23 protein-coding genes, 1 tRNA gene, 1 rRNA gene and 1 other annotated feature are annotated in these 24,096 nt (G+C 48.8%); of the genes, 2 read left to right on the top strand and 23 right to left on the bottom strand.

All coding sequences use genetic code 11. From position 1 onward, the window contains the following. The 16 genes from tuf to BLP63_RS15820 form a co-directional block, all read right to left on the bottom strand. A partial coding sequence (tuf, locus tag BLP63_RS15745; RefSeq protein WP_092593295.1) for an elongation factor Tu occupies window positions 1-897 on the bottom strand: 897 nt, incomplete at its 3' end. 84 nt (window positions 898-981) lie between these two features. Continuing rightward, a tRNA-Thr gene (locus BLP63_RS15750) sits at window positions 982-1,058 on the bottom strand. Between the two features lie 32 nt (window positions 1,059-1,090). Next, on the bottom strand, window positions 1,091-1,735 hold the full coding sequence (gene sigH / locus BLP63_RS15755; RefSeq protein WP_092593297.1) for an RNA polymerase sporulation sigma factor SigH: 645 nt from the start codon (window positions 1,733-1,735) through the stop codon (window positions 1,091-1,093). A 59-nt stretch (window positions 1,736-1,794) separates the two neighbouring features. Beyond that, window positions 1,795-2,364, bottom strand: a complete 570-nt coding sequence (locus BLP63_RS15760; protein WP_170829507.1) for an NYN domain-containing protein — start codon at window positions 2,362-2,364, stop codon at window positions 1,795-1,797. Continuing rightward, complete coding sequence (gene rlmB, locus BLP63_RS15765) at window positions 2,348-3,091, bottom strand: 23S rRNA (guanosine(2251)-2'-O)-methyltransferase RlmB (protein WP_092593301.1); 744 nt, start codon at window positions 3,089-3,091, stop codon at window positions 2,348-2,350. The genes BLP63_RS15760 and rlmB overlap by 17 nt, the downstream gene beginning before the upstream one ends. A 13-nt stretch (window positions 3,092-3,104) precedes the next feature. Then, window positions 3,105-3,863, bottom strand: a complete 759-nt coding sequence (gene thyX, locus BLP63_RS15770) for an FAD-dependent thymidylate synthase (RefSeq protein WP_092593331.1) — start codon at window positions 3,861-3,863, stop codon at window positions 3,105-3,107. Next, a complete protein-coding gene (locus tag BLP63_RS15775) occupies window positions 3,863-4,177 on the bottom strand; it encodes a hypothetical protein (RefSeq protein WP_092593303.1) in 315 nt (104 codons plus the stop codon). Before BLP63_RS15775 ends, thyX begins: the two co-directional genes overlap by 1 nt. After that, complete coding sequence (locus BLP63_RS15780; RefSeq protein ID WP_242870947.1) at window positions 4,174-4,728, bottom strand: Mini-ribonuclease 3; 555 nt, start codon at window positions 4,726-4,728, stop codon at window positions 4,174-4,176. The genes BLP63_RS15775 and BLP63_RS15780 overlap by 4 nt, the downstream gene beginning before the upstream one ends. 23 nt (window positions 4,729-4,751) lie before the next feature. Continuing rightward, the gene (cysS, locus tag BLP63_RS15785) at window positions 4,752-6,149 is read right to left on the bottom strand and encodes a cysteine--tRNA ligase (protein WP_092593305.1); all 1,398 of its coding nucleotides are present in this window, start codon (window positions 6,147-6,149) and stop codon (window positions 4,752-4,754) included. Between the two features lie 17 nt (window positions 6,150-6,166). Beyond that, window positions 6,167-7,642, bottom strand: coding sequence for a glutamate--tRNA ligase (gltX, locus tag BLP63_RS15790; protein ID WP_092593307.1), 1,476 nt, complete (start codon window positions 7,640-7,642; stop codon window positions 6,167-6,169). Window positions 7,643-7,872: 230 nt separating this feature from the next. Further along, the gene (locus tag BLP63_RS15795; RefSeq protein WP_092593309.1) at window positions 7,873-8,184 is read right to left on the bottom strand and encodes a cysteine-rich small domain-containing protein; all 312 of its coding nucleotides are present in this window, start codon (window positions 8,182-8,184) and stop codon (window positions 7,873-7,875) included. 1 nt (window position 8,185) lies between these two features. Continuing rightward, window positions 8,186-9,631: a proline--tRNA ligase gene (gene proS, locus BLP63_RS15800; protein WP_092593311.1), complete on the bottom strand. Its 1,446-nt coding sequence runs from the start codon at window positions 9,629-9,631 to the stop codon at window positions 8,186-8,188. A gap of 73 nt (window positions 9,632-9,704) precedes the next feature. Next, window positions 9,705-9,925: a binding site (T-box leader), on the bottom strand. Window positions 9,926-9,977: 52 nt separating this feature from the next. Continuing rightward, a complete protein-coding gene (gene ispF, locus BLP63_RS15805) occupies window positions 9,978-10,454 on the bottom strand; it encodes a 2-C-methyl-D-erythritol 2,4-cyclodiphosphate synthase (RefSeq protein ID WP_092593335.1) in 477 nt (158 codons plus the stop codon). 2 nt (window positions 10,455-10,456) lie between these two features. Further along, the gene (ispD, locus tag BLP63_RS15810; RefSeq protein ID WP_170829508.1) at window positions 10,457-11,209 is read right to left on the bottom strand and encodes a 2-C-methyl-D-erythritol 4-phosphate cytidylyltransferase; all 753 of its coding nucleotides are present in this window, start codon (window positions 11,207-11,209) and stop codon (window positions 10,457-10,459) included. A 111-nt stretch (window positions 11,210-11,320) separates the two neighbouring features. Then, entirely contained in the window at window positions 11,321-12,415 is a 1,095-nt protein-coding gene (locus BLP63_RS15815; RefSeq protein WP_092593315.1) for a PIN/TRAM domain-containing protein, read from the bottom strand. A gap of 201 nt (window positions 12,416-12,616) precedes the next feature. Continuing rightward, entirely contained in the window at window positions 12,617-13,093 is a 477-nt protein-coding gene (locus BLP63_RS15820; protein WP_092593317.1) for a CarD family transcriptional regulator, read from the bottom strand. A 215-nt stretch (window positions 13,094-13,308) separates the two neighbouring features. Here BLP63_RS15820 and BLP63_RS15825 point away from each other — a divergent pair, with 215 nt between their 5' ends. Next, window positions 13,309-13,704: a nucleoside triphosphate pyrophosphohydrolase family protein gene (locus BLP63_RS15825; RefSeq protein WP_092593319.1), complete on the top strand. Its 396-nt coding sequence runs from the start codon at window positions 13,309-13,311 to the stop codon at window positions 13,702-13,704. Window positions 13,705-13,838: 134 nt separating this feature from the next. Here BLP63_RS15825 and radA read toward each other — a convergent pair whose 3' ends face one another. Together radA and fusA are read right to left on the bottom strand one after the other, a co-directional pair. Continuing rightward, window positions 13,839-15,209: a DNA repair protein RadA gene (radA, locus tag BLP63_RS15830; RefSeq protein WP_092593321.1), complete on the bottom strand. Its 1,371-nt coding sequence runs from the start codon at window positions 15,207-15,209 to the stop codon at window positions 13,839-13,841. 196 nt (window positions 15,210-15,405) lie between these two features. Further along, window positions 15,406-17,484, bottom strand: a complete 2,079-nt coding sequence (fusA, locus tag BLP63_RS15835) for an elongation factor G (protein WP_092593323.1) — start codon at window positions 17,482-17,484, stop codon at window positions 15,406-15,408. Window positions 17,485-17,686: 202 nt separating this feature from the next. On the opposite strand from fusA, the gene BLP63_RS15840 reads away from it, so the two are divergent. Beyond that, window positions 17,687-18,751, top strand: coding sequence for a 4Fe-4S dicluster domain-containing protein (locus tag BLP63_RS15840; protein ID WP_092593325.1), 1,065 nt, complete (start codon window positions 17,687-17,689; stop codon window positions 18,749-18,751). Window positions 18,752-18,906: 155 nt separating this feature from the next. Here BLP63_RS15840 and BLP63_RS15845 read toward each other — a convergent pair whose 3' ends face one another. The 5 genes from BLP63_RS15845 to rrf form a co-directional block, all read right to left on the bottom strand. Continuing rightward, the gene (locus BLP63_RS15845) at window positions 18,907-19,677 is read right to left on the bottom strand and encodes a hypothetical protein (RefSeq protein ID WP_092593327.1); all 771 of its coding nucleotides are present in this window, start codon (window positions 19,675-19,677) and stop codon (window positions 18,907-18,909) included. Beyond that, entirely contained in the window at window positions 19,674-20,528 is an 855-nt protein-coding gene (locus BLP63_RS15850; protein WP_207646492.1) for a 4Fe-4S binding protein, read from the bottom strand. The genes BLP63_RS15845 and BLP63_RS15850 overlap by 4 nt, the downstream gene beginning before the upstream one ends. Before the next feature lie 293 nt (window positions 20,529-20,821). Further along, window positions 20,822-23,185 (bottom strand): ribonucleoside-triphosphate reductase, adenosylcobalamin-dependent, encoded by a 2,364-nt coding sequence (gene nrdJ / locus BLP63_RS15855; RefSeq protein WP_242870948.1) that lies wholly within the window; start codon window positions 23,183-23,185, stop codon window positions 20,822-20,824. Between the two features lie 121 nt (window positions 23,186-23,306). Next, window positions 23,307-23,819 carry a thioredoxin family protein gene (locus BLP63_RS15860; protein ID WP_170829509.1) on the bottom strand — a complete coding sequence of 171 codons (513 nt, stop codon included), beginning with the start codon at window positions 23,817-23,819 and terminating at the stop codon, window positions 23,307-23,309. A gap of 190 nt (window positions 23,820-24,009) precedes the next feature. Beyond that, window positions 24,010-24,096, bottom strand: a 5S ribosomal RNA gene (gene rrf / locus BLP63_RS15865); the annotation flags it as partial.

The following is a 24,096-nucleotide window of genomic DNA, read 5'->3' on the forward strand; positions in this document are numbered from 1 at the left end:
CGGCTTCGCGAGAACCTGACCGCGCTCGATCTCTGTTCTCTGTACGCCGCGGAGCAGTGCGCCAATGTTGTCGCCTGCACGGCCTTCGTCGAGGAGCTTCTTGAACATCTCAACGCCTGTAACGACTACTTTGCGCTTCTCTTCAGCAAGACCGACGATCTCAACTTCTTCCTGAACTTTGACGATACCACGCTCGATACGGCCAGTAGCAACTGTACCGCGGCCAGTAATGGAGAAAACGTCCTCGACAGGCATCAGGAACGGCTTGTCAATGTCGCGCTGTGGCTCTGGGATATAAGTGTCGATGATTTCGAACATCTCAACGATCTTGTCTGCCCATGAAGATGTAGGATCTTCAAGTGCGAGCAGTGCGCTGCCGCGGATGATTGGCGTATCGTCACCAGGGAACTCGTACATGTTGAGCAGGTCGCGAACTTCCATTTCAACGAGCTCGAGGAGTTCTTCGTCATCAACCATGTCGCACTTGTTGAGGAATACGACGATGTATGGAACGCCTACCTGACGTGCAAGCAGGATGTGCTCACGCGTTTGCGGCATTGGGCCGTCCGCTGCGGATACAACCAGAATGGAACCGTCCATCTGCGCTGCGCCCGTGATCATGTTCTTGACGTAGTCGGCATGGCCTGGGCAGTCGACGTGTGCGTAGTGACGGTTAGGCGTCTCGTACTCAACGTGTGCCGTTGAAATTGTGATGCCGCGCTCTCTCTCTTCAGGCGCTTTGTCAATGTTGTCAAACGCGACTTCTTCGCCAAGACCGTATTTTGTGTAAAGTACTTTTGTGATAGCCGCTGTCAGCGTTGTCTTACCGTGGTCAACGTGACCAATCGTTCCAATATTGACGTGTGGCTTGTTTCTAAGAAACTTTTGCTTACCCATTTTTGGATTTCCTCCCTTTTTCTATGCGCTTACAGTTTGAATGACTTTAAACAGCAAACGATCTATTGGTGACTAAAACAAGTGTGGAGCCCACGAGCGGATTTGAACCGCCGACCTCCGCCTTACCAAGGCGACACTCTGACCTACTGAGCTACATGGGCACGAAAGCTCACCAATAAATCGTTTTGAGAGACTATCTCTTATCTTCCTGAAGAAATTTTTCCAGCTTGCGTTTCACTCTCTGTAAAGCATTATCTATGGATTTGACATGTCTGTCAAGGTCTTCCGCAATTTCTTGATAGGATTTTCCTTGCAGATAAAACATCAGAACCTGCCATTCAAGTTCGCTGAGAACCTCTCCAATTTTCGTCTCAATGCTGTCAAACTCTTCCCTGGAGATTAAGAGCTCCTCAGGATTTGAGATCACTTTGCCAGAAAGGACGTCCAGGAGCGTGCGCTCGGATTCCTCGTCATAGATTGGTTTATTGAGTGAAACATAACTGTTGAGCGGAATGTGCTTCTGCCGCGTCGCAGTTTTGATGGCAGTTATGATCTGTCTCGTGATGCACAGCTCCGCAAACGCTCTGAAGGATGACATCCTGCCTGGCTTGTAGTCCCGCGTTGCCTTGAACAAGCCTATCATGCCTTCCTGGATGATATCTTCCCGGTCTGCACCAATCAAAAAGTATGTTCTGGCTTTCGCGCGGACAAAGTTCTTATACTTTTTGATCAGATATTCCTGGGCTTTCGCGTTGCCGCTTCTGGCAAGCGCCACAACCTCTTCCTCATGGCAGCTGTCCAGGTCGGACACCTCTTCATACCTTGAATAGATATCCATACATTCAGCCCCCTGAAATTTGCCGTCTTTTTCATTATACTCGATTTAGAATCGAATCGTCAAGACGAATTCCCTCTTCTTATAGCGTCCAAAAGCTCTTTTTCCTCAACTGTCAGCTGTGACTCCAAGGACTCCCCGCCCTTGGCATGCTTTGGCAAACGTTCGCGAATCGCCGAGCGCACCTTCTGGAGTTCATAATAGAACTCCCTGGGCGTCATCCTGACCGCACCGCTGCCCATGACAACCTGCTGTTCAGCCCAGTCTGAAGTCACCACCCTGACGAGGTTCTTTGGATCCCGAACGAGGCGTTCAACCTCTGATTCAATATAACTGTCTGCCGTCTGGTGCGCTTTTGTAAAAACAATTTCTACACCTTTAAAAAGTTCGCGTTTAATTTTCTTCCCTTTAGAGGTATACGCGTCAAAAATGACAATGACGGTATCCCCGGTAAATGCCCTGTAATCGACGAGGTCATCCTGAAGCGCATATCTTGATGATTCAAGAGACTCCACAGAAAGCGCCTTGTAGCTTTCGATCGCATGAATGACATTATAGCCATCCAGCAGCAGAAATCGATTTCTGCCCATCAGCCTTTTATTTCTCGATTGGGAATTAGGTGTCTTTTCCATAACGCTGTCTAAACACCTCATACATCAAGATCGAAGCTGCTACTGAAGCATTCAGGGATGAGACCTTGCCTTTCATGGGAATTTTTACAAGAAAATCGCAATGTGACTTGACCAGGCGGCTGATCCCCTGACCTTCACTTCCAATGACCAGAGCAATACTTCCTGTCAAATCCGCTTCGAAATGGGCGACATTGCCCTCCATTTCAGCCGCGGCAATCCACAAACCACGCTTTTTCAGCATTTCTATACTTTGACTGAGATTTGTCACTTTGCAGACCGGCACATACTCCAGCGCCCCGGCACTCGTTTTGGCCACAACTGCCGTCAAACCGACTGAGCGGCGCTTTGGAATGACGACACAGTGAGCGCCGACCGCGTCCGCGGTCCGAATAATCGAACCCAGATTATGAGGATCCGTGATCTCATCACAGAGAATGACAAAGGGCTTTTCACCCCTTGCTTCCACTTGATCGAGGACGGTTTCCAGGTCTGAATAATCATAGGCTGCCACATAAGCAACCACACCCTGATGACGGTCCGCTGTCGAAATCTGATCCAGCTTTGCCCGGGCGACCTTCTGGACCATAATGTTCTTTTCGCTCGCCATAGCGAGAATTATTTTGACAGATCCCTCTGTCGCGCCGTCAGCGACCAAAATCTTATCGATCTCCCTACCGGCTTTCAGCGCTTCAATGACCGGGTTCCGGCCTTCAATGATATCGCTCATTGCAACCTCCACATTACAAATGTTTGAATTTTTCCCGAATCTCAACTATTTTCCCGCAGGTCATGACTCCCTCTGAGCATGGACCGCTGACACAGGCCGGTCCCGCCTGAGCAAACACGCTGGGTGCAACTTGCCTTACAAGTCGAAGCATTTCAGTCGCAAGCGCCCTGATTTCCCACTGCGCCCGCTCACAACAGCGGTGTCTGAAGAAATTCATCAAACTTCGGGCGTTCATGGTCACGACAATTTTTGTCTCGCATGCGTTGGGAAAGACAAATCTGGCATCCTCAATGGCTGCTTTTTCCGCGCTTTGCGATGCCTTTTTGGGCGAAACCCCCTCAGCGATCATACGCGCCTCTATCTTAGGCTTCAAGATCTCCACCAACGTATCGTAAGATTTTTGTGCTGCTGCCATGGACGCCTGGAAGATCTCCACCGCCGCCGCATCCTTTGCAATTTCAGGCGGTGTAATATACTCAAAGTGATCGAGGCGCACATACCTCTGAGACTGCTGGGAATAAGACGCGATCCTGTGTCTGACAAGCTGATGCGTCAGCACGCGGCTGACGCCTTCTACTGCGAAGGTAAACGACATATGCTCCAGTGGCGACTCATGGCCGAGCTCTCCTAAAATTGCAAGAAATTTTGAGATCGACGACGCATCCAGCGCTTCGGACAAATCCGAGGCGCCAGTTCTCGAATAGCACAGCTTAGCGGCCGCCGCCACTACTCTTTCAGGTTCCGGTGTGTGCGCCAGCAGCTCAACATGCATCATGGATTCCCTCCTGCTGTTATGGTTTTAATGGCGACGTAGTCGCCATATGGCATGATTCCAAAGATATACTTTCTGAATTTTCCTTTATACGCCGGCAGCCCTTCTGAAACCGTCTCCTCAAATTTAACCATTCTGATGATCTTAATAGGCGGCATTTCCAAAGATGCTATGGTTTCTTCCCTGAAAACCTCTATTTCAGGCGACATTGGCTTAACCGAATCCAGCACTGCGGATTTGACTATAAGCAGCGCCAGAGATACCGCCAGAAGGAGAAACAGTGTCTTCTCATGACGCGTCAGTGCTTTCTTCATGGCTGCTGCCCCTCCTCTAATTGTGTCGAAATCCTGACCGGATCCACCGAGCACTCGTCAATGATCTCAATGGCTTTCGCCACAACCTCTTCCAGACGCTTTGAATCCTCCTTCAGGCTGAGCCAGCCAATCAGAGTTTCAAATCCGGTAGCCAAACGGTAATCCGCGGTCTGTGTATTCTTTGGCGCGCTATGCCCCTTCTGATTACGGCCTTTACGAATCATATCCCGTTCTTCGTCCGTTAAAAAATTTTCGAGATTTTTGACGACAAAAGCCTGGGCTGTTGCCTTTACATAGCGGGTCGACTGCCGGTGCAGCAGATGAAGCCCTCCTTTGGTTCTGTGAATCACAGCCATACGCACATAATGTTCATAGACTGCGTCACCAACAAACGCGAGAACCAAAGGATTGGCCATCCTGAGCGAGCGGATCTCTTTTTCAGAAATCCCAACCAGCCCTAAAAAGTGCTTCATGTTGCCGATGGTCTCTTTGCCAGCACCATCATTTGCAATTCCAACAGGACATTTTTCTTCCGATTGGTTATGGATCACACTGACGCCCTCTTTATGGCGCATCATTTGACCTTTGACCATTTAACACCCTGAGGCGTATCTTCCAAAACAATACCCATAGCTTTAAGCTTGTCCCTGATTTCATCCGACTTCGCGAAATTCTTATTCTTTCTGGCATCCTGACGTTCTGCGATCAACGCTTCAATTTCCGCGTCAAGACCGCCCTTTTCCCGCCCAAGTATACCAAGTACACCGGCAAGCTCCATCAGAAGTTCATAGGCATTTTCAGCAAACGCTCTTGTGGGCGAATCCTGAAGATTGCTGTTGATGTCTCTGACCAGCTCAAAAATCGCTGCAATGCCGTCTGCGGTATTCAAATCATCATCCAAGGCTTCAATAAAACGCTCTTTGTGCCGCCTGAGCCCCGAGAGAATTTCAACCTCCGTGACGGTAAGCGGCGCGTCTTCACCTGTTTCCATAGCGTAGAGAAGGTTCTCCTTGGCGTTGTACAGCCGCTCAAGGCCGTTCGAGGCCTGCATGATCAGCGCTTCACTGAAGTTTATAGGATTTCTGTACTGGGCCGAGAGAATGAAGAATCTGAGAACCTCCGCCTCATACTGGGCCAAAATATCTCGGACTGTAAAGAAATTTCCCTTGGACTTGGACATCTTTTCGTTGTTGATGTTGATATAGCCGTTGTGCATCCAATAATGGGCAAAAGGCTTGTCAGAGTATGCCTCACTCTGGGCAATCTCGTTTTCGTGATGAGGGAAAATGAGATCTTGACCACCGGCGTGAATGTCAATGGTCTCGCCCAGAAATTTCGTGCTCATGACCGAGCATTCAATATGCCAGCCAGGACGGCCCTCGCCCCAGGGGCTTGGCCAGCTTGGTTCCCCTGGCTTTTTTGCTTTCCAGAGGGCAAAGTCAGCTGGATGTCTTTTCTGCTCATTGACTTCAATGCGCGCACCAGCCTCAAGGTCATCCAGGCTCTGTCCGGAGAGCTTTCCATACGTCTCAAAGGTTGAGGTGTCATAATAGACATCTCCGCCTGAAACATAAGCATTGCCTTTTTCGATCAACTTTTCGATATAAGCGATAATATCAGGCATTGTATCCGTTACTTTGGGATGATGCGTCGCCCGTCTTATGCCAAGGGCATCCGCATCCTTGAAGTACTCTTCAATATACTTTTCGCTGATTTCAAGGCTATCCAGGCCCTCTTCCTGAGCACGTCTGATGATCTTATCATCAACGTCAGTAAAATTCTGGACATAATTGACATCATAGCCCCTGTATTCCATATAACGTCTGAAAGTGTCAAAAATCAGGAACGGCCTGGCATTCCCAATGTGGAAATAATTATAAACGGTCGGTCCGCAGACGTACATGCGGATTTTCCCTTCTTCTATAGGAACGAATTCTTCTTTTTTGCGGGTAAGGCTGTTGTAAAGCTTCATCTCGTCTTCACCCCTCTTTAAGAAAGTCTTGCAATTGCGTCTTCTACTCTTGAGATAATTCTCTTTTTACCGAGGATTGTCATGAGATCCACCATTTCAGGGCCGTGCAGCTGACCGGAAATAGCCGCGCGAATAGGCATAAACAAAGCCTTGCCTTTGATGCCGGTCGCCGCCTGCACTTCCTTGAATACTTGTTTGGAGAATGCGGCATCCACTTGGTCCGCTGCTTCTACCATGTCCTTGAAGACGCCAAGCATTTCGACAACATGCGGCTGTTTCATCATTTCGAGGGTTTCGCCATCTTCAGGCTCAACTGTTTTGGCTCTAAACAGCGGCACGAGATCTGTGCACTGTGCCAGATAATCCATGGAATCCTTTGAAATGCGGACAATTTCAGTCGCGAAACTGCGGCCGTGCTCGCAGCCCGGATCCACATAACCTTTTTCAATAAAATATGGCATACATTGGTCCACCAGCATTTCCAGCGGCATTTCCTTGATATAGAGGCTGTTCATCCAGTTCAGCTTTTGAACGTCGAAAACTGCGCCCGACTTGGAAACGCGCTCAAGTGAAAACTTTTCAACCATTTCGTCCATGGACATTTTCTCTTCGTTGCCTTCAGGGCTCCACCCAAGAAGTGCTATATAGTTGACCAGCGCTTCCGGGAGGTATCCTTTTTTCTGGAAGTCTTCAACGGCTACGTCACCTTGTCGCTTGCTCAGCTTTTTCTTGTCAGGATTCAGGATATTTGGAAGGTGGACATGCTCCGGTGCCTTCCAGCCGAATGCATGATAGAGATAGATGTGCTTAGGGGTCGATGGCAGCCATTCCTCGCCACGGATGACATGAGTGATTCCCATGGCGTGGTCGTCAATGACGACGGCCATGTGGTAGGTTGGATAACCATCGGCCTTCATAAGCACCTGGTCATCCATATCATTTGTATTGACAGTGACCTTGCCTCTTACAATATCTTCAAAGGAAATGTCAACGTCCGTTGGCAGCTTCATGCGGATCACGTGAGACTCGCCTTTTTCAATTCTCTGACGGGCTTCCTCCAGAGGAATTGAACGGCAGAGGCCGTCATAACGGGTAATTTTGCCTTCAATTTTCTGCGTCTCCCTGAGATCGTCAAGGCGCTCCTTGCTGCAGAAGCAAGGATAGGCGTGGCCTGAATCAAGAAGCTCCTCCGCAAATTGCTTGTAGAGCGGAAGGCGCTCAGATTGAACATACGGCCCGTACTCCCCGCGCTGAACAACGTTGTCCCCTTCCTGGAAAGGCCCTTCGTCATGATGGATGCCTGCCCAGTCCATGGCATTCAGCATGCCTTCAACAGCGCCTTCAACGAGACGTGTCTGATCCGTATCCTCAATTCTAAGGATGTACTTGCCACCACTCTTTTTCGCGAACAAAAAATTATAAAGCGCAGTCCTGAGACTGCCAATATGGACAAAGCCGGTCGGGCTTGGCGCAAAGCGCACTCTTACCGTCATGGATATCCCTCCTGTTTTTTCTGATTTCGATTCCTTAATCATAACATATTAACTGCTGAATTCACAAGACGCTTAGAGGTTTGCCTCCTGCGACAAATACCTTCAAGAGGGTCTGATACAAAGCACTGTACCAGACCCTCCCATGATATAACCTTTACATTCCGTTTAACTTCGTCAGGCCTTCCTTGAAGCCTTTTCCGACTTTCGAAAAAGCACGCTGCAACCAACCTTTACTTTTCGTCCTCAGGGCGCATCTTCGCGCCTTCCATAACCAGACCCATCTTTTCCATGATTCTGTCATAGCTGTCTGGTCCATGGGGCACTGTACATGCGCTGCAGTCCTTTACGCCATTTTCAAGATATCTGAAGTTACCCCCGCACTGATCCTTTAGAAGGTAAAGAGGACAAAAACAAAACAGGCAATTATAGGTCTCTTCAGGAACGCCTTGGTGGCAGGGAAAGAATTCACAGCTGCGATGGGTTACGCGCCGAAAGTTCTGCGTCTCGAGGCTGCCGTTTGGGCTTTTTTTTCCGCCACCCATACTAATACGCTTTCGCGACGTAGACCATATGCTTAGCTGGCTTTCCACAGAAATGGCAAACCTGGCCAAGGTCCTCCTGCTCAAATGGCATGCAGCGGATCGTCGCTGCTGTGTCCGCCTTGATTTTGTCTTCGCATTCACGCTCGCCGCACCACATCCCCTTGGCAAAGCCTGCAGTTGTCGCCATACGCTCTTTAAAGACCTCATAATCATCTACGACAAAAGTCATTTGATCGCGATGTGCTTTCGCTTTTTCAAACATGGCATTGTGGATGCTATCTAACATATCCACAACGTTATCCGCGAAGCCCTCCAGTGAAATTGGCGCTTTCTCAAGCGTGTCACGGCGGGCAGCCATGGCTTGATTGTTCTGGATGTCTCTTGGTCCAATCTCAATGCGAAGCGGCACGCCTTTCATTTCATACTCGTTGAATTTCCAGCCTGGCGTGTAATTCGTGTCGTCATTCAGTTCGACGCGCAGACCGCGCTCGACGAGGGCTGCTTTAAGCTCGTAGGCTTTGTCCAGGACCCCTGGCTTGTTTTGGGCGATTGGAATAATAACCACCTGTGTTGGTGCGACGCGCGGCGGCATAACCAGACCGCGGTTGTCGCCATGCACCATGATTAATCCGCCAATGAGCCGCGTTGAAACGCCCCAGGAGGTATGGAACGGAAATTCAAGCTCGCCGCCCCTGCCAAGGAACGTGATGTCGAACGCCTTTGTAAAGTGCTGTCCCAGGTTGTGGGAGGTTCCGGATTGGAGTGCTTTTCCGTCGTGCATCAAGGCTTCTATGGTGTACGTCGCATAGGCGCCAGCAAATTTTTCCTTTTCACTTTTGCGTCCTGTAACCATAGGAATCGCCAATAGCTCCTCCGCCATTTCGCGATAAATATTCAGCATCTGAATGGTTTCATCCTGAGCTTCTTCATAAGTCTCGTGGAGGGTATGACCTTCCTGCCAGAGGAATTCTGAGGTTCTCAAGAACGGGCGGGTAGACTTTTCCCAACGAACGACAGAGCACCACTGATTGTAAAGATAAGGGAGCTCCCGGTAGGACTGCAGCCATTTCGAATACATAGAGCAGATAATGGTCTCTGAAGTTGGCCGCACACAGAGACGCTCGGCAAGCTCTTCCTGGCCGCCATGAGTAACCCAGGCAACTTCCGGCGCGAAGCCATCCACGTGCTCCTTCTCTTTGTTGAGAAGGCTCTCAGGAATCAGGAGCGGGAAATACATATTCTTGTGGCCCGTCTCCTTAAAGCGTCTGTCAAGGAAGGCCTGAATGTTCTCCCAAATTTGGTATCCATATGGGCGGATGACCATAAAGCCTTTAACGGGTGAATAGTCCACCAGCTCTGTTTTCAGAATGACATCTGTGTACCACTGTGCGAAGTCGTCTTCCATGCGCGTTATTTCTTTTACAAATTCCATTTCTTTCTTTGCCATACGCCTTGATCCTCCTACTTGATCCTTTAAATTAGAATCCCTTTTCCTCCAAAATAAAAAAGCCGCCTCTTAAGATAGAGGCGGAATCCGCGGTACCACTCTAATTAGCACAGGCTGCCAAAGCGCTTTGCCGGGCATGGTGTGCTCACTTATTTCCGGCTGTAACGCGCCAGACGCGTGCATTTAAGCAAGGCTCCAAGACAGGTTCAAAGGGCCTCGCCGGAGTCTTCTCACCAAACAGACTCTCTCTGGGCAGCGCAGCTTTCTTTTACTGGTTCTCTTCAAGGCCATAATATTTGATTTTCAAGTTACACTATATAATAGAAAAAACGTCACTGTCAATATTTTAAGATGATTTTTCCAAAAGGCAGACCGCAGTCACAGAGATCCCTTCCTCGCGGCCTTCAAAGCCAAGGCGCTCTGTCGTCGTCGCCTTCAGGTTCAGGTCAGATTCTTCAAGACCCAGCAGCGGTCCAAGCTTGGCCTTCATGTCCGTCATGTGGGGCAACAGTTTGGGCCGCTGGGCAGCAATGACCGCGTCTACATTGCCCACCTCATAGCCCAGACTTCGAATCAACGTCATCACGTGTTCGAGCAGTACCAGGCTGGAAATCCCTCGATACGCGGGATCAGTATCCGGAAAATGACGGCCTATGTCCCCAAGTCCGGCCGCCCCTAAAAGCGCGTCCATAATGGCATGTGTCAATACGTCCGCGTCTGAATGCCCCAGCAGCCCGAGCTCATGAGGGATGTCGACCCCGCCCAGAATCAATTTTCGCCCTGACACCAGCTGATGAACGTCATAGCCTATGCCTACTTTTATTTTCACAGCGATCCCTCCCGCTTCGAATCCTCCTGTCCATCCGCCTTTTTAGAAAGGGCTTTCAGGATTGACTCCGCCATAATCATGTCTTCAGGTGTCGTGATCTTTAAATTGAAATAACTGCCCTTAACGAGATATACCTTATGCCCGAGACGTTCGATCAGCGCACTGTCGTCGGTGGCACTCCAGCCGTTTTGAACTGCTGCTGTATGAGCTTCCATTAGCCAGTCCCGCCTGAAGACTTGTGGGGTTTGGACCTGAAACAATCGGCTTCTGTCCGGGGTCGATTCAACAATGCCATCTGCCCCCGCGACTTTTATAGTGTCCTTTGCCGCAACCGCAGCCACGGCCGCACCCACATCCACTGCCTTTTCCACGCAGCGCAGAATGGTGTCGAGGGACACAAACGGCCGGGCACCGTCATGAATCAGGACAAACCGCGCCGTTTCAGAGATCTGTGCCAGCCCGTTCCGGATCGAGGACATCCGGTCAGTGCCGCCTTCAACACAGCGAAGTGGAATCTGCCCCTCGTTTCGGACCTCCATTATAAGCTCTTGGTAAATTGACAGTTCACCAGGGGGGACCACAACAATACACTCCGTGATCACACCAGAGGCACAAAGTCGCTCAACGGCATGCGCGAGCACAGCCTTACCGCCGAGGGCCATGCGCTGCTTACTGACACCCGCGCCCATTCGCGTCCCCATACCCGCCGCCGCAACTATGGCCGATGCCTGAGCAATTCCCATATCCATTCGCTTTTCCCCCTCCTTTATATTTTTCATCTGAAATTTACCTTCTGTAATTTGCTTTCTAAGAAAAAGACGGCCAAGCAGCTTGACCGTCTTTGATGACTCATAGTGACTTTACAGAGGTTTGGCGAAGATCATGCGCCCGGCAGCTGTCTGCAGCACGCTGGTGACGAGGACTTCAAGCGTCTCATTCATGTGGCGCTTTCCGCCCTCAACGACAATCATGGTCCCGTCGTCCAGATAGGCAATGCCTTGATTGGACTCCTTGCCCTCCTTGATCACATGCACGACCATTTCTTCGCCCGGCAGGACAACCGGCTTGATAGCGTTTGCCAGCTCATTGATATTGAGCACCCTGACATCCTGCAGTTCTGCCACCTTATTGAGATTATAGTCGTTGGTGACGACAAACCCGTTCATGACCTTTGCAAGCTTAAGCAGTTTGATGTCCACTTCACTGACATCCTCAAAATTGGTCGACACAATTTTAACTTCCACGTTGATCTCTTTTTGAATGACTTTCAGGATGTCAAGACCTCGTCTGCCTCTATTGCGTTTTAAGCTGTCTGAAGAATCCGCTATATGCCGGAGCTCCTCCAAAACGAATTCGGGTATGATGATTGGACCCTCGACAAAGCCAGTCTTGCAGATATCCGCAATCCGCCCGTCAATTATGACGCTGGTATCTAAAATTTTGGGTTTGGCGCCACCCTGCTCCTTTGAGCCCTGGCCCTTTGACCCACTGCGTCTGAACATATCCGGCAGCCTCGACAAGTCCGCCATGTTTTTTGTCGCAAGTCTGGCGCCAAGGTACCCCAGAAATATGTACGCCAAAATTGACAGCGCGCCGCTGACAAAAGGGATTTGGATGTTGTTGATGGCCCCGTTGATCAGATAGGCAATCATGAGACCCAGAATAAGCCCTACTGATCCAAAGAGCATTGTGTTGGCAGGAATTTTCTCCAGCTCTTTTTCCGTGTGCTTCGCTACGCCCATGAATCTGCGGATTAAATATGGCGATAAAATATAAAGGATAAAACCGATTATAAGTGCGACAACCGTCGAAAAGATGATAGTAAAAGCTACATCTTCCGGATTGTAATTAAAAGCAGTCCGCAGCCATTCAAAACCTAGCATCATGACACCCAGGGCATATCCGCCGGACACGCCAAGCAGCGTCAAAACAGCACGTATTATTTTCTTTAACATTTTCCCCCTCCTTTCATTAATTTATTTTGCGGCAGAAATCCATATCTGCCGCTATTTTATACTAACATATACTTTCTAAAGTACACTATTTGTTTTTAAGTTTGTAACAATATTTTAACATATTTTAACAAAATAGTTCCATACTCTTGTAAACGTGGAAAAGCGCCCCCTGTAAAGGCGACGCCAAAGCATTATATTGGGTTAATGTACCGAGGTTTCGATCATTTTCTCAATCGCTTTTTCATCTTGCTCCAAAACCAGCACGATTTCGCTGATGAGAATCTGCTTAGTATTGTTCAGCATTTTTCGCTCTCCAGTAGACAGTCCCTTTTCGCGTTCCATATGAATCAGGTCCCTGACCACCATGGCCACCTCAAAAATGTCCCCAGTCTTGACCTTCTCCATATTATTCCTGTAGCGCCTGTTCCAGTTTTGCTGCAGTTCAATGCCCTCTTCACTCAAAATACTGAAAACCTCTTCAATAACATCATCCTGAATGATTTCCCGGAGGCCGATGGTTTCGACATTATCAACCGGCAGCATGACCTTCATATTTTTAAGCGGCAATCTCAGGATAAAATACTTGCGTTTTTCACCCAAGATCTCTTTTTCTTCTACGCCCTCGATAATCCCGGCGCCATGCATAGGATAAACGACCTTGTCGCCAATTCTGAACATTCTTCCACCTCCCGGATCTTTGACCCTGATATAATTATACAACATAATCCGAGATGCAGTCAATCGAAATAATTATTCTATCATAGCAGCAAAGCTAATGTCAATTACAGGATTTTAATATTTGTCATTGTTTGTTGATTAGTTTTACTATATGAGTTTCATGTGCTAAAATTGAATCAAACTTGAAAACTGGTCCAGAAAATTGAGGTGACATAATGAGTGACATTATTTATGATCAATTCCAGAATACCGTCCAGGACGTCCTGATCCGACACAACAGCCTGCTCGACATCATCACTAAACTTGATGAAACGAATGCCCGTGTCAATCGAGCCGCGGTCAAAACCATTACTTCCTGCGGCTGTCTCAAGCTGCACGCAGAAAAACAAGACCTCCCAGAGGACGCAGCTTATCTCGACATCCGAAACTACGCCGGCACAGAGCTCTCCGGCGAAATTTGCCCCGTTTGTCGTGACAAGATCGACAAAGAAATAGGCTCACATTTGTTTTATCTGGCAGCCCTTTGCAACCATTTGAACATCAGCCTCTATGATTCTTTTCTGAACGAGTACAACCGCATTAAGACCCTGGGGCCATACAGCCTCTATTAGATTCGCTGATTGAGCCCGCAATTTGATCTTCTGCTGAAAACTACATCTGGCAACAAAGGAAGCTGACATCTGCTGGCCTATGGCCTGGACATCAGCTTCCTTTTTCTTTGATCCGCCCTCATGGCTTCTCAGGATTATCTCAGAGTCGCGTCCAGCGCTTCCTCAACAGTTCTAACCCCAATAATTTCAATGCCAGGCGCTTGTTTATCAAGACCTGTGAGATTTCCGGCAGGAATGACAAAAGTCTTGAACCCAAGCTTCCGGCCTTCCGAAATCCGGCTCTGAACATGGGCAACGTTGCGCACCTCACCCGTGAGCCCAACCTCGCCAAAAAACATCATCTCAGGATTGATCACGGCATTCTTGAAACTTGACGCGATCGCGACAATAATTCCAAGGTCCGCTGCGGGCTCGTCAATTCGTATACCGCCCACCACGTTGATATAGCTGTCCTGGTCTTGGAGCTGCATTCCAATTTTTTTCTCAAGAACCGCAATAAGCATAATCACTTTGTTGTAATCTACACCTATTGCTGTCCTCCGCGGCGCTGAAAATCCGGATTGACAGACAAGAGCTTGGATTTCTACAAGCATAGGCCGGGTACCTTCCATGGTTCCGACTATGACCGATCCAGAGGACTCCTCCCGTTTTTCAGAAATGAAAAGCCTTGATGGATTTGAAACACCAACAAGTCCTTCATTTGTCATTTCAAAGACCCCAATCTCGTTCGTCGAACCAAAACGGTTTTTTACTGAGCGCAGGAGCCTATAGGTATTATAGCGCTCCCCTTCGAAGTATAGAACCGTATCAACCATATGCTCCAGGACTTTGGGCCCCGCAATAGCCCCGGATTTGGTTACGTGACCGACAATGAAGGTCGACAACCCTTCCCGCTTTGCCGTCTTCATCAGCGACGCAGTGCATTCCCTGACCTGCGAAACACTGCCCGGTGCCGATTGTATATCTGCCCTGAACATAGTCTGTATGGAATCTATGATCAGCACCTCCGGATGGAGCGCTTCCACCGTGCTGAGGATGACCTCCAGATCATTCTCTGAGATGATATACAACGACTCTGACCGGACGTCAATTCGGTCAGCCCTGAGCTTCGTCTGCTTGACACTTTCTTCTCCGGAAACGTACAGCACACTTTTCCTTGAAACTGATATTTTATCCGCCATTTGAATCAACATAGTGGACTTGCCTATGCCAGGATCTCCGCCAACTAAAACCAATGAACCCCGGACGACACCGCCGCCCAAAACGCTGTCCAGTTCGCTGATTCCGGTGCTGTAGCGGTCCTCTCGATCTACAGAAACATCTATCAGCCTGATGGGCTTCGCGGAGTCAGAGATACGGCCTTGCGAAGCGGCTTTTGGCGTCTCTGCCCTGATGTGTTCCTCCACATAGCTGTTCCATGCGCCGCACTCCCCGCAGCGCCCCACCCATTTTGGAGACTGCGCACCACAGTTTTGACAGACATGGATTGTTTTATTTTTTGACATGGGAACCTCCTTGTGGCAAGTGTGACACTTTGACGCTCGTCTTATTATATATTGGCAGCAGGTTTCAGTGCCAGAAAAAATATCATCCTGAGGCGCCACCAAACTTGAATTCAAGTCGAAAACAAAGCGGAGCCAGCTGAGGGCTCCGCTTTATCACAGTCTTCATTTCATATACTTTCTCATTCTCTATCTGTGCTTAGTGATTATTTCTTTCTTTGGCTTCCTCAACGATCTTGATCGCGAGCTGCATAGGCATTTCCTCATAACGGTTGAACTCCATGCTGAAGTAACCACGGGCCTGAGTCATTGAGCGGAGGTCCGTTGCATACTTAAACATTTCTGCTTCAGGCGCCTCAGCATAGACTTTCTGATAACCCATCTCATCCGGCTCCATACCGAGGATACGGCCGCGACGCTTGTTCATATCACCCATGATGTCGCCCATATATTCATCCGGAACAAAAATGGTCACCCGCATGATTGGCTCAAGGAGTATTGGCTGAGCAGATTCCATACCTTTCTTGAAAGCTATGTGCGCTGCCATTTTAAAGGCCATCTCGTTGGAGTCAACCGGGTGGTATGAACCATCAATAAGCGTTGCCTTCACGTTGACCACCGGATAACCGGCAAGGATGCCCTTTTCCATAGCTTCGCGAAGTCCTTTTTCTACAGCAGGCACGTACTGTTTTGGCACGGAACCGCCAAAAATTTTCTCTTCAAAGATAAATGGCTCAGTGGAATGCTCAAATTTGATATGAACGTCGCCGAACTGGCCAGCGCCTCCGGTCTGCTTCTTGTGTCGACCTTGAACTGTGACATTGCCCTTTATAGTTTCACGGTAAGGGATCTTTTGGTCAATCATGTTGACGTCAACACCAAAGGTGTTTTTAAGCTTGTTTACAATAATCCCCAACTGCATGTTGCCCTGGCCGCCAATCAAGAGCTGCTTTGTCTCATTATTGCGGCTTACAATAAAGGACGGATCCTCTTCCGAGAGGCGCTGCAGAGACGCGCTGATCTTCTCTTCGTCTCCCTGACTCTTTGGCTCAACGGCCATAAAGAGGCACGGCTTTGGAAGGTTGATTCCATCATAACGAATGGGCTGACTCTTGTCACAAAGCGTATCTCCAGTTTCTGTCAGAGAAAGTTTTGCTGTCGCACCAATATCCCCGGAGTTGATGTGGTCGACTTCAAGCTGGTTTTTGCCTCTTAAAAGGAATACTGGACCAATCTTCTCCGTCTCATCCTTGTTGGCATTGAGCAATTCTTGGTCCCGCTTGACCTTTCCGGAGTATACCTTGAACAGGGAGATCTTGCCCACAAAAGGGTCAACAATTGTCTTGAACACAAATGCCGACACCGGTTCCTCGTCATCCACCTTACGAAGAATCTCTTCTCCAGTGGCAGGATGGGCGCCCACTGTCGCGCCGCCATTCATGTCTGCAGGCGTCGGTAAATAGTCATAGATCATATTCAGTAAGGTATGGACGCCAATTATATTATCAGCGGACCCAATCAAGACTGGAACGATCTCGTTGCTGATGACGCCCTTTCTGAGGCCGGCGTGAATTTCCTCTGTCGTAAACTCCTCACCGCTGAAATACTTCTCCATAAGCTCTTCGTCACTTTCAGCGACAGATTCAATCAGCATGTCGCGGAAAGGTTTGATGCGGGGCTCCATTTCATTAGGCACTGGGACATCCACACATTCTTTGCCATTATACTCTCTGCCTATGAGATCCACGACATTGACAAAACCTTTGAACTTGGCGTCCTCACCAAGCGGAATACAGAATGGCGCGACTTTTTTCCCGAATTTATCCTTAAGATCACGAATCAGCTTAACGTAATCTATGTTTTCCTTGTCCATTTTATTGATGAAAATAATTTTGGGCATATTCCTTTTTTCAGTGAAGGTCCATGCTTTTTCAGTTCCAACTTCAATGCCGGAGCTCGCGTCGAGGACTATAACCGCGCCGCCTACAACACGCAATGCGCTGAACTGGTCACCTACAAAATCAAAGTATCCCGGCGTATCGAGGAGATTGTACTTTGACTCGTTCCATTCAACTGGAATGACACTCGTGCCAATTGAAAACTGACGAGAGATTTCTTCTTTGTCAAAATCTGAAACAGTATTGCCATCTGTGACTTTTCCCATGCGCTTGGTGACGCCAAGAGAAAACAGAATCGCCTCAGTCAGCGTTGTCTTGCCGCAGCCACCGTGGCCGAGCAACGCAACATTGCGAATTCTGTCAACACTGTAATTCTTCATAGGATTCTCCCCGCTTTCTGATGTGTTAGATTTTGTGCCTTAGTGTAACATTCTACATGACTTTCAAAATTCCTTTTTCATTTTCATAATATTGCAAGAAATTTAAAAACTCAATATGAATCATGTATACCCACCTAATGAGTACCTATTAACATTCTTTTCAATGATATAATGAAAAAAATAAGATCAACGGAGGCCTCCTATGAGACGTTTTGATGAACGCGATATACCGTTTGCCCGCTTTGCCTATGAACCTGATTCAAGCGCCTATGAGGATTACTACACAAGACATCCTGAGCGGCTGGAGCGGGACCTTCATATACGCTCACTCCCACAGCTCTGCTCTGAAGGCACCATGACCTGGAATCCTTTGATGAGCCCGGCAGCAGACGCGATCTTCAAGTTCCTGGGCGACATCAACACCTTGTCTGAACAGCCTGTCCTAAAAGAAGTACCCCTTGAGGCTGCGCCGGAGCTTCTGACGAGAAAAATCAAAGCCCTCGCCAAGCATCTCGGCGTTCAGGATGTTGGCATTGCCCGCTTGAAAGATGAGCATCTGTATACCCACAGAGGCCGTAAACCGGAGCACTATGGAGAGCCTGTCCATTTAGACCACGGATTTGCCATTGCCTTTACTATAGAAATGGATGAAGACATGATTGACCGTTCCCCTCAGCTTGAGGAGATCATAGAAACCAGCACGGGCTATCTCAAGGCAGGCATTGGCGGCATGATTCTCTCCTATTGGCTGAGAGAACTCGGCTACGAGGCCCGCAACCACATGGACGGCAATTATCTTTTGATTGCACCACTTGTTGCCCAAGAAGCGGGCCTCGGGGAGATTGGGAGAATGGGACTTCTGACCACTCGAAAAAGCGGCCCCCGTGTCAGGCTTGGAATCGTTACCACAAACGCGGTGCTTATTCCTGACGTGCGGGATCCTTTTGGTCTTATGGACTTCTGCGAAATCTGCGGCAAGTGTCAGAAGACCTGTCCCGGAAAGGCAATTCCTGATGAGAAAAATGCTTTTCATGATGGCATCCCATATTGGAAGATAGACCACGAAAACTGCTACGAGCGCTGGCGGAGTCTTGGCACCGACTGCGGCATCTGCCTTTCCACTTGTCCTTTCAGTCACAAGATCACTTTCCCAGAAAGCGGCACCTTCGAAGGCTTGCCCGAGGCCATTCAACAAGCCTTGGCTGAATCAGAAGAAAAATACGGCATGCGCCGTTACATCCGCGAACCCCTCGACCTAATGAAATGAAAAGGGATAGAGCGAAGGCGTGAGATTGAGCTCGTCGAATCATCGACAAACTTGATCTCTTGCCTTCGCTCAATTTTATTTCACACAAAAATTCAGCTTTTCCTCAGTCTTTCCACTCATAAAGAGCATCCCAAACGCGCCTGGTGAAAACAAGCTTACTGCGCATCTACAAGGGCCTGCAGTCCTGATTTCACCTCGTCAAAGCTCAATGCCTCTTCAGTGCAGTAAGTCTTAATCACCGTCAGCGGATTAGGCATTTCAGCCCCAAGGACAGCCTCAATTTCAGTCTCGCTGACGCCTGTATCCAGAACATCCCTGAAGGTCGTCTGCCCCTTGATCAGAAGGGTCTCGGTTACCTCGCTGACAGCACTTTCCTCTGTGCTCTCTTCAGCGCTCTCGACGTTGCTTCCATCAGGCTCCGTGCCTGTTAACGACACATCAGGAATTTCCACCGCAATTGCCTGAAGCGCCTCAGCCGCCTCACCTTCCACCTTGCCTTCCTCAATGAGAAGTTCCACTGCAGGCAGAGGTAAATACACGACCTCCGTGAGCTCATAAGGCAGCCCGGTGTAAAGTGATACGAAATACTTTACCGAGCCCGTTCCCACTTCAGTTCCATCCTCAGCCAAGACTTCATAAATAGTTTCAAGAGACTTCAGCTGAAAGTCCTCCGCCTCCGCGGCGTCCACACCAAAGGCTTTGGCCAGCACCTCCACTTCAATGCCAAAGGCTGCTTCCAATTCCCCAAAAGTGTAAGACCCCCGAATATCCGCCGGATCTGCTGCCCCCGCAAATTCACCGCTTTCTATCAGCGCCGGCGTCTTCGTACTTTCTGTCGTCCAGTACCCCAGCGCATTCGCGATCCACACAGAGCCAAATACGACCACCAATGCCATGGCCCCAAGCATCCAAGCCTTCATCCTCATTTGACGTCACCGCCTTTGACCTTAAGCTCAACGGTTGAAGGCACAGGACAGCTGTATTCTGATGTGCATTCCAGACACGAAATACACTGGTGGTCTTTGACGACCTCCATCCCAGAGACCTTAATCCCCATAGGACACGCCCTGTCGCAAGCCCCACAGTCAATACAGGTAGACGCCGTTCTTCGGATCTTAAAAATCCTGAACTTGTTTGAAAGCCCCAAAACCGCACCATAAGGACAAGCGTATTTGCACCACGGCCGCTCCGTCACCAGCGACAGCAGCGTCGTCGCCCCCAGTACCGCCAGCGCCGCAGGCGCGAGCTCCTCTGACCACAGATTGAAAAGCGCGTAATAAGGATCCACATCCTGGAAAATAAGCTTTCCTGTTACCGCCGTCTGATAGACGACCCAAACCAGTACCACATAGCGAAAATAGCGCAGAACACTGTCCGCTTCCGCAGGTATGTATGTGTTAAACCGCTTCCCGGTCAGCTTTCTGCCAAGTCTGCTCATCCACTCCTGAAATGTCCCAAGAGGGCAAATCCACCCACAGAGCACCGGCCCCGCCAGAACAGCAAGCAGAAACGCTGCCGCCATCAACACAAAAGCAGACTCGTGAATCTTCTGAACGAACGTCCCCACCGAAAAGAATTGATAAAGTGACACGACGCCCCCAAATGGACAGATCGCGTGAAGCGATGCCTGCGGCCAGAACGAAATCCCCTGGCCACTTTCCTCCAGCAGATGATTGAGACTTGTGATCAAGACAAAAATAAAAAAGAATCCCTGGACCCACGGCCGAATCTTCGAAGACCTTTTTCGCCCCATTGGTTTTACACGTTCAGCAGACATAGTCACGCCCCCTCCAAGATGTCAATGCAAAGTTCGGAAAAGCACTTCGCCGTTAGACTTACTTCGACTTTACGCCACAAATGTAAAGAAAAGATGAACACTGTCTGCGTTTCACTAACTTTCTTTAAAATATTGAACGCGTGCTGCAGAGACCATCGGCAAAAACCTCTCAAAAGATTTTTTGCCGATGGTGCCCAGATCCTCAAACCGACAAAATACCAGCCTCGACCCTAAACAAAAAAATCCCCCGACAACCGCAGGTCAGGGGAAAAGGGTTTATATAAAGAGAGGTGTTAGCGAACCGGACATGCGCCTGTGTCACAGCCATCCGTGCCAATGTCAAAGACAGTCTCCTGCTTTTCATATTTGGCGATCAAAGACGGCCTGAACGGCTGCATAGCTGCCACGCGTCGGTCAAATTCCTCCTCCTCGATTGCCTCATACGGCAGGAGCTCGTAGAAGTTATCCTCAAGAGAAAGGAACGACAACGCCATAACGTCATCCCAATTGTTCCAGACCCATTCCTCTACCGCTTCCCATTCATGGTTGCGGACGTGAATTGTGATGGAACAGTTGTGGTCGACATAGTTTTCCATGAAGAGTTTATAAATCTCCAGCTGTTCGAGGGCGGAAACCTCGTATTTTGTTTTGCCGATGGGCGCCTTGACCGGAAACTCAATGACCTTCGTCGAGCAGGTCTCAAGATCCTGACCGACTTCCGGGAACACCGGATAATTGAGTTCCTCGCAGACCTTAACAAGCGGATCATCCGCACTGATCCGTACACGACGGATATAGTACGGCGAATGCGAAAAATGCACGCCGCTGGAAACCGTAGGCAACTGGCTGAGTGTGCCTTCCGGCTTGATAGTCGTCACAAGGATAGGTACTCTACCACCCAGCTCAACCGCATAGACCTCAACTTCCTTCTTGGCCACAGAACGGAGTTTTCGAAGCAAATCCGCCTGCTGCTCAACGGTCATCTGCGTCGCATTGACCATATCCTGCCAGCCTGTAAGGGAGCATCCTACGAGCTTGTCGCGCTGCTGTACCGCGTCCCAGGTCGGAATCTCAAGCTCAACGCAGGTCATCCTGTAGCCTGCCTTCGCAGACAAGCGCTGCGCCTTGAACAGTCCGTTGTAGTCCAGTGTGCCGTCCGGTCTGACAAACGCGAACACGTTGACCGTGGTCAGATTACACAAGCCCTTGTTGTCCAGGAGGATTTCGCCGCATGGGTTGACACCGTTGAAGTTCGGTCTGCGCTTGGCACCCGCTTCCGCGTTGACCCAACCCGGCTCTCCGGAATAGCGCATGCGGTCGATCTGCCACCTCAAACGCTCCCGGCTTGGTTTACGCATATAGTAAATGGAGTTATTGCTCATCTGTCTGTGGATGATTTCACGGTCTACGACCCATTGCCCATCAATCTGTTTATATAGATTGGACTTAGCGTCGATGCATTCTTCATCATCCTGATCGATCAACAGGATTTCCGCCGTTCTTCTGACACCTCCAACGACGACGTTCTCACCAATAATATTGGCTATATCAAGGCAATCAATTGGTTTAAGCTTGACGCGCTTTCGCTCATCCAGCGCCCCATCACGAAGACCCGCTTTCTTGATGGCCTTGTTGATTTTTTCGAACATATTTTTCAAGCTGATATGGCCGCTGGCCGTACCGCCAAAGCTCTTGAGCTTTTCGCCCTTTGGCCTGACGTGATCGTAATCAATAATAATGGTCTTGATATTTCTATACTCATTGCTGTAAAGAATCTTGAAGAAGTAATCAATAGACTGGACCCAGCCTTCCTTGCTGTCGCCCACTGTAATCTTGACCGTGTGATTATAAAAATACTCAAGACTTGTTGAATCTTCACGCTCTGATATAGAGATGGCGCTATAGTCTTTATGAATGACCTCAAAGTCCGTTCTGACCTTTGGAAGCTGCGCTATATCTTCCTTGAGAATTCGAACACCAACGCCGGAACCAATCATAAGCAGATAGAAAACGTCCCTGAAGGCTTCAAAGCTGTCTATAATCTGGAAGGAGCAGTTGAAATTCGCCATAGGGTAATTTTTTGCGACACTGGTATTTCCAACCCAGAACGTTCTGCCGGAAAGGAACTGGCGAAGATGGAAAACATTGTCGAAAAGCTCTTCCGCTTCTGCCCGAGTCGTAGGTACAAGGCTGCAGTTATATTCAACCGAGCGCCTTACGGTTTCCCACCAGTACTCCCGCCGCTTTTCCTCCGGGAGCCACCTGGAATAGGTTCGGTAATAGACGAAGCTGCCCAGTTGATTCATTGGGCTGTCAAGGTGCTTGTACCGGCTTATGAATTCATCTGAAAGAAGCCGACTGTCCGCTTTTCGAAGATCTCTGGTCTTGCTCTGCTCATTTCTATATATGATATATTGCTTCGCAACGTCCTTTCTTGGACTATCCATCAAATACGTTTCTACAAGGTCCTGGATCTCTTCGACTTCCATAGGCAGACCACTTTTCGCAGCGGCATCTTCTATGCGCTTTGAGATTTCAAAGCTTAGTTCAGAGTCAACGCCAAGCTCAGTCTCTTTCATTGCCAGCTCAATAGCCCTCTGAATCTTTTCCGGCTTGAACTCAACCACCGCTTTATTCCGCTTCATTACCTTTGTCACGTACCGTTCCCCCCAAGCTACAGTGTTATGTAGCAATCTATATGTTGTATATTAATTTCTTTATTTCTTTATATGAACACTATATATTGTAACATCGCTGCATAGCGAACGCAATAATCATTTACTTCAGCATCGCCATTATTTCTCTTGCTGTATCTTCAATATAAAGACCTGCCCTATATTCTTTCATCATCACAATGCGCTTTAACTGATCATCACTTTGTTCCAGCGCCCTAATGCGCATAGGCCTCTCTACAAAAACCCCCAAAGCTTCACCGTGGTCGTCCAAAGGGACAATGGTCGGTATTTTTGCCTTCACACCATCCCCGAGTCCTTTTATGACGGCTTCATTGCCGTCCCTTGGCTGCACTCTGACTTCCAGAACCTTAATCTTCTTCATCATGCCAGCAAGGGCAACCGCGTTGAGGAGACAGTCCGGACACCACATTTCTCCAAAATAGAGAATGCGCACAGGTGTCTCAGGTGTTTCAATCCAGGAAAAGTCGGTTTTCTCCAACAGCTCCAGAATGGTTTTTCGTTGATCTGCATCAGCGTTTTGAAGAAATTTATCAAAAGAAAGTCCATGCTCGAACAAATTTTCTAACGAACTGTCAAAATCATGAGAATGTGTCACACGTCTCCCTCCCACTACATATTGTGTTTACCAGTTAATCATATCACTATATGCTGTGATCTTCAAGAGTTGCCCCCTTGGATTTATTATGAATTTTGACGCATTCATTTCCATTTATCTCATACTCAAGTGTTGGTACAAACAAGAAAAAACGGACGTCTGCTAAATTAGCAAACATCCGTTTTTTTGTACCCGGCGACGACTTACTCTCCCAGGGGGCTGCCCCCCAAGTACCATCAGCGATGAAAGGCTTAACTTCTGTGTTCGAGATGGGAAC

Origin of the sequence: Acidaminobacter hydrogenoformans DSM 2784 (genome assembly GCF_900103005.1) — a bacterium.
GTDB lineage: Bacteria > Bacillota > Clostridia > Peptostreptococcales > Acidaminobacteraceae > Acidaminobacter > Acidaminobacter hydrogenoformans.

Coding starts and splice junctions, on each gene's coding strand:
- proS (WP_092593311.1), bottom strand. CDS start 9,631: ATGGCAAAGAAAGAAATGGAATTTGTAAAAGAAATAACGCGCATGGAA.
- radA (WP_092593321.1), bottom strand. CDS start 15,209: ATGTCAAAAAATAAAACAATCCATGTCTGTCAAAACTGTGGTGCGCAG.
- rlmB (WP_092593301.1), bottom strand. CDS start 3,091: ATGAGCGATATCATTGAAGGCCGGAACCCGGTCATTGAAGCGCTGAAA.
- thyX (WP_092593331.1), bottom strand. CDS start 3,863: ATGCATGTTGAGCTGCTGGCGCACACACCGGAACCTGAAAGAGTAGTG.
- BLP63_RS15825 (WP_092593319.1), top strand. CDS start 13,309: ATGAGTGACATTATTTATGATCAATTCCAGAATACCGTCCAGGACGTC.
- BLP63_RS15775 (WP_092593303.1), bottom strand. CDS start 4,177: ATGAAGAAAGCACTGACGCGTCATGAGAAGACACTGTTTCTCCTTCTG.
- cysS (WP_092593305.1), bottom strand. CDS start 6,149: ATGAAGCTTTACAACAGCCTTACCCGCAAAAAAGAAGAATTCGTTCCT.
- BLP63_RS15850 (WP_207646492.1), bottom strand. CDS start 20,528: ATGTCTGCTGAACGTGTAAAACCAATGGGGCGAAAAAGGTCTTCGAAG.
- sigH (WP_092593297.1), bottom strand. CDS start 1,735: ATGGATATCTATTCAAGGTATGAAGAGGTGTCCGACCTGGACAGCTGC.
- ispD (WP_170829508.1), bottom strand. CDS start 11,209: ATGGATATGGGAATTGCTCAGGCATCGGCCATAGTTGCGGCGGCGGGT.
- BLP63_RS15820 (WP_092593317.1), bottom strand. CDS start 13,093: ATGTTCAGAATTGGCGACAAGGTCGTTTATCCTATGCATGGCGCCGGG.
- gltX (WP_092593307.1), bottom strand. CDS start 7,642: ATGACGGTAAGAGTGCGCTTTGCGCCAAGCCCGACCGGCTTTGTCCAT.
- BLP63_RS15815 (WP_092593315.1), bottom strand. CDS start 12,415: ATGTTAAAGAAAATAATACGTGCTGTTTTGACGCTGCTTGGCGTGTCC.
- BLP63_RS15840 (WP_092593325.1), top strand. CDS start 17,687: ATGAGACGTTTTGATGAACGCGATATACCGTTTGCCCGCTTTGCCTAT.
- BLP63_RS15845 (WP_092593327.1), bottom strand. CDS start 19,677: ATGAGGATGAAGGCTTGGATGCTTGGGGCCATGGCATTGGTGGTCGTA.
- fusA (WP_092593323.1), bottom strand. CDS start 17,484: ATGAAGAATTACAGTGTTGACAGAATTCGCAATGTTGCGTTGCTCGGC.
- BLP63_RS15760 (WP_170829507.1), bottom strand. CDS start 2,364: ATGGAAAAGACACCTAATTCCCAATCGAGAAATAAAAGGCTGATGGGC.
- BLP63_RS15795 (WP_092593309.1), bottom strand. CDS start 8,184: ATGGGTGGCGGAAAAAAAAGCCCAAACGGCAGCCTCGAGACGCAGAAC.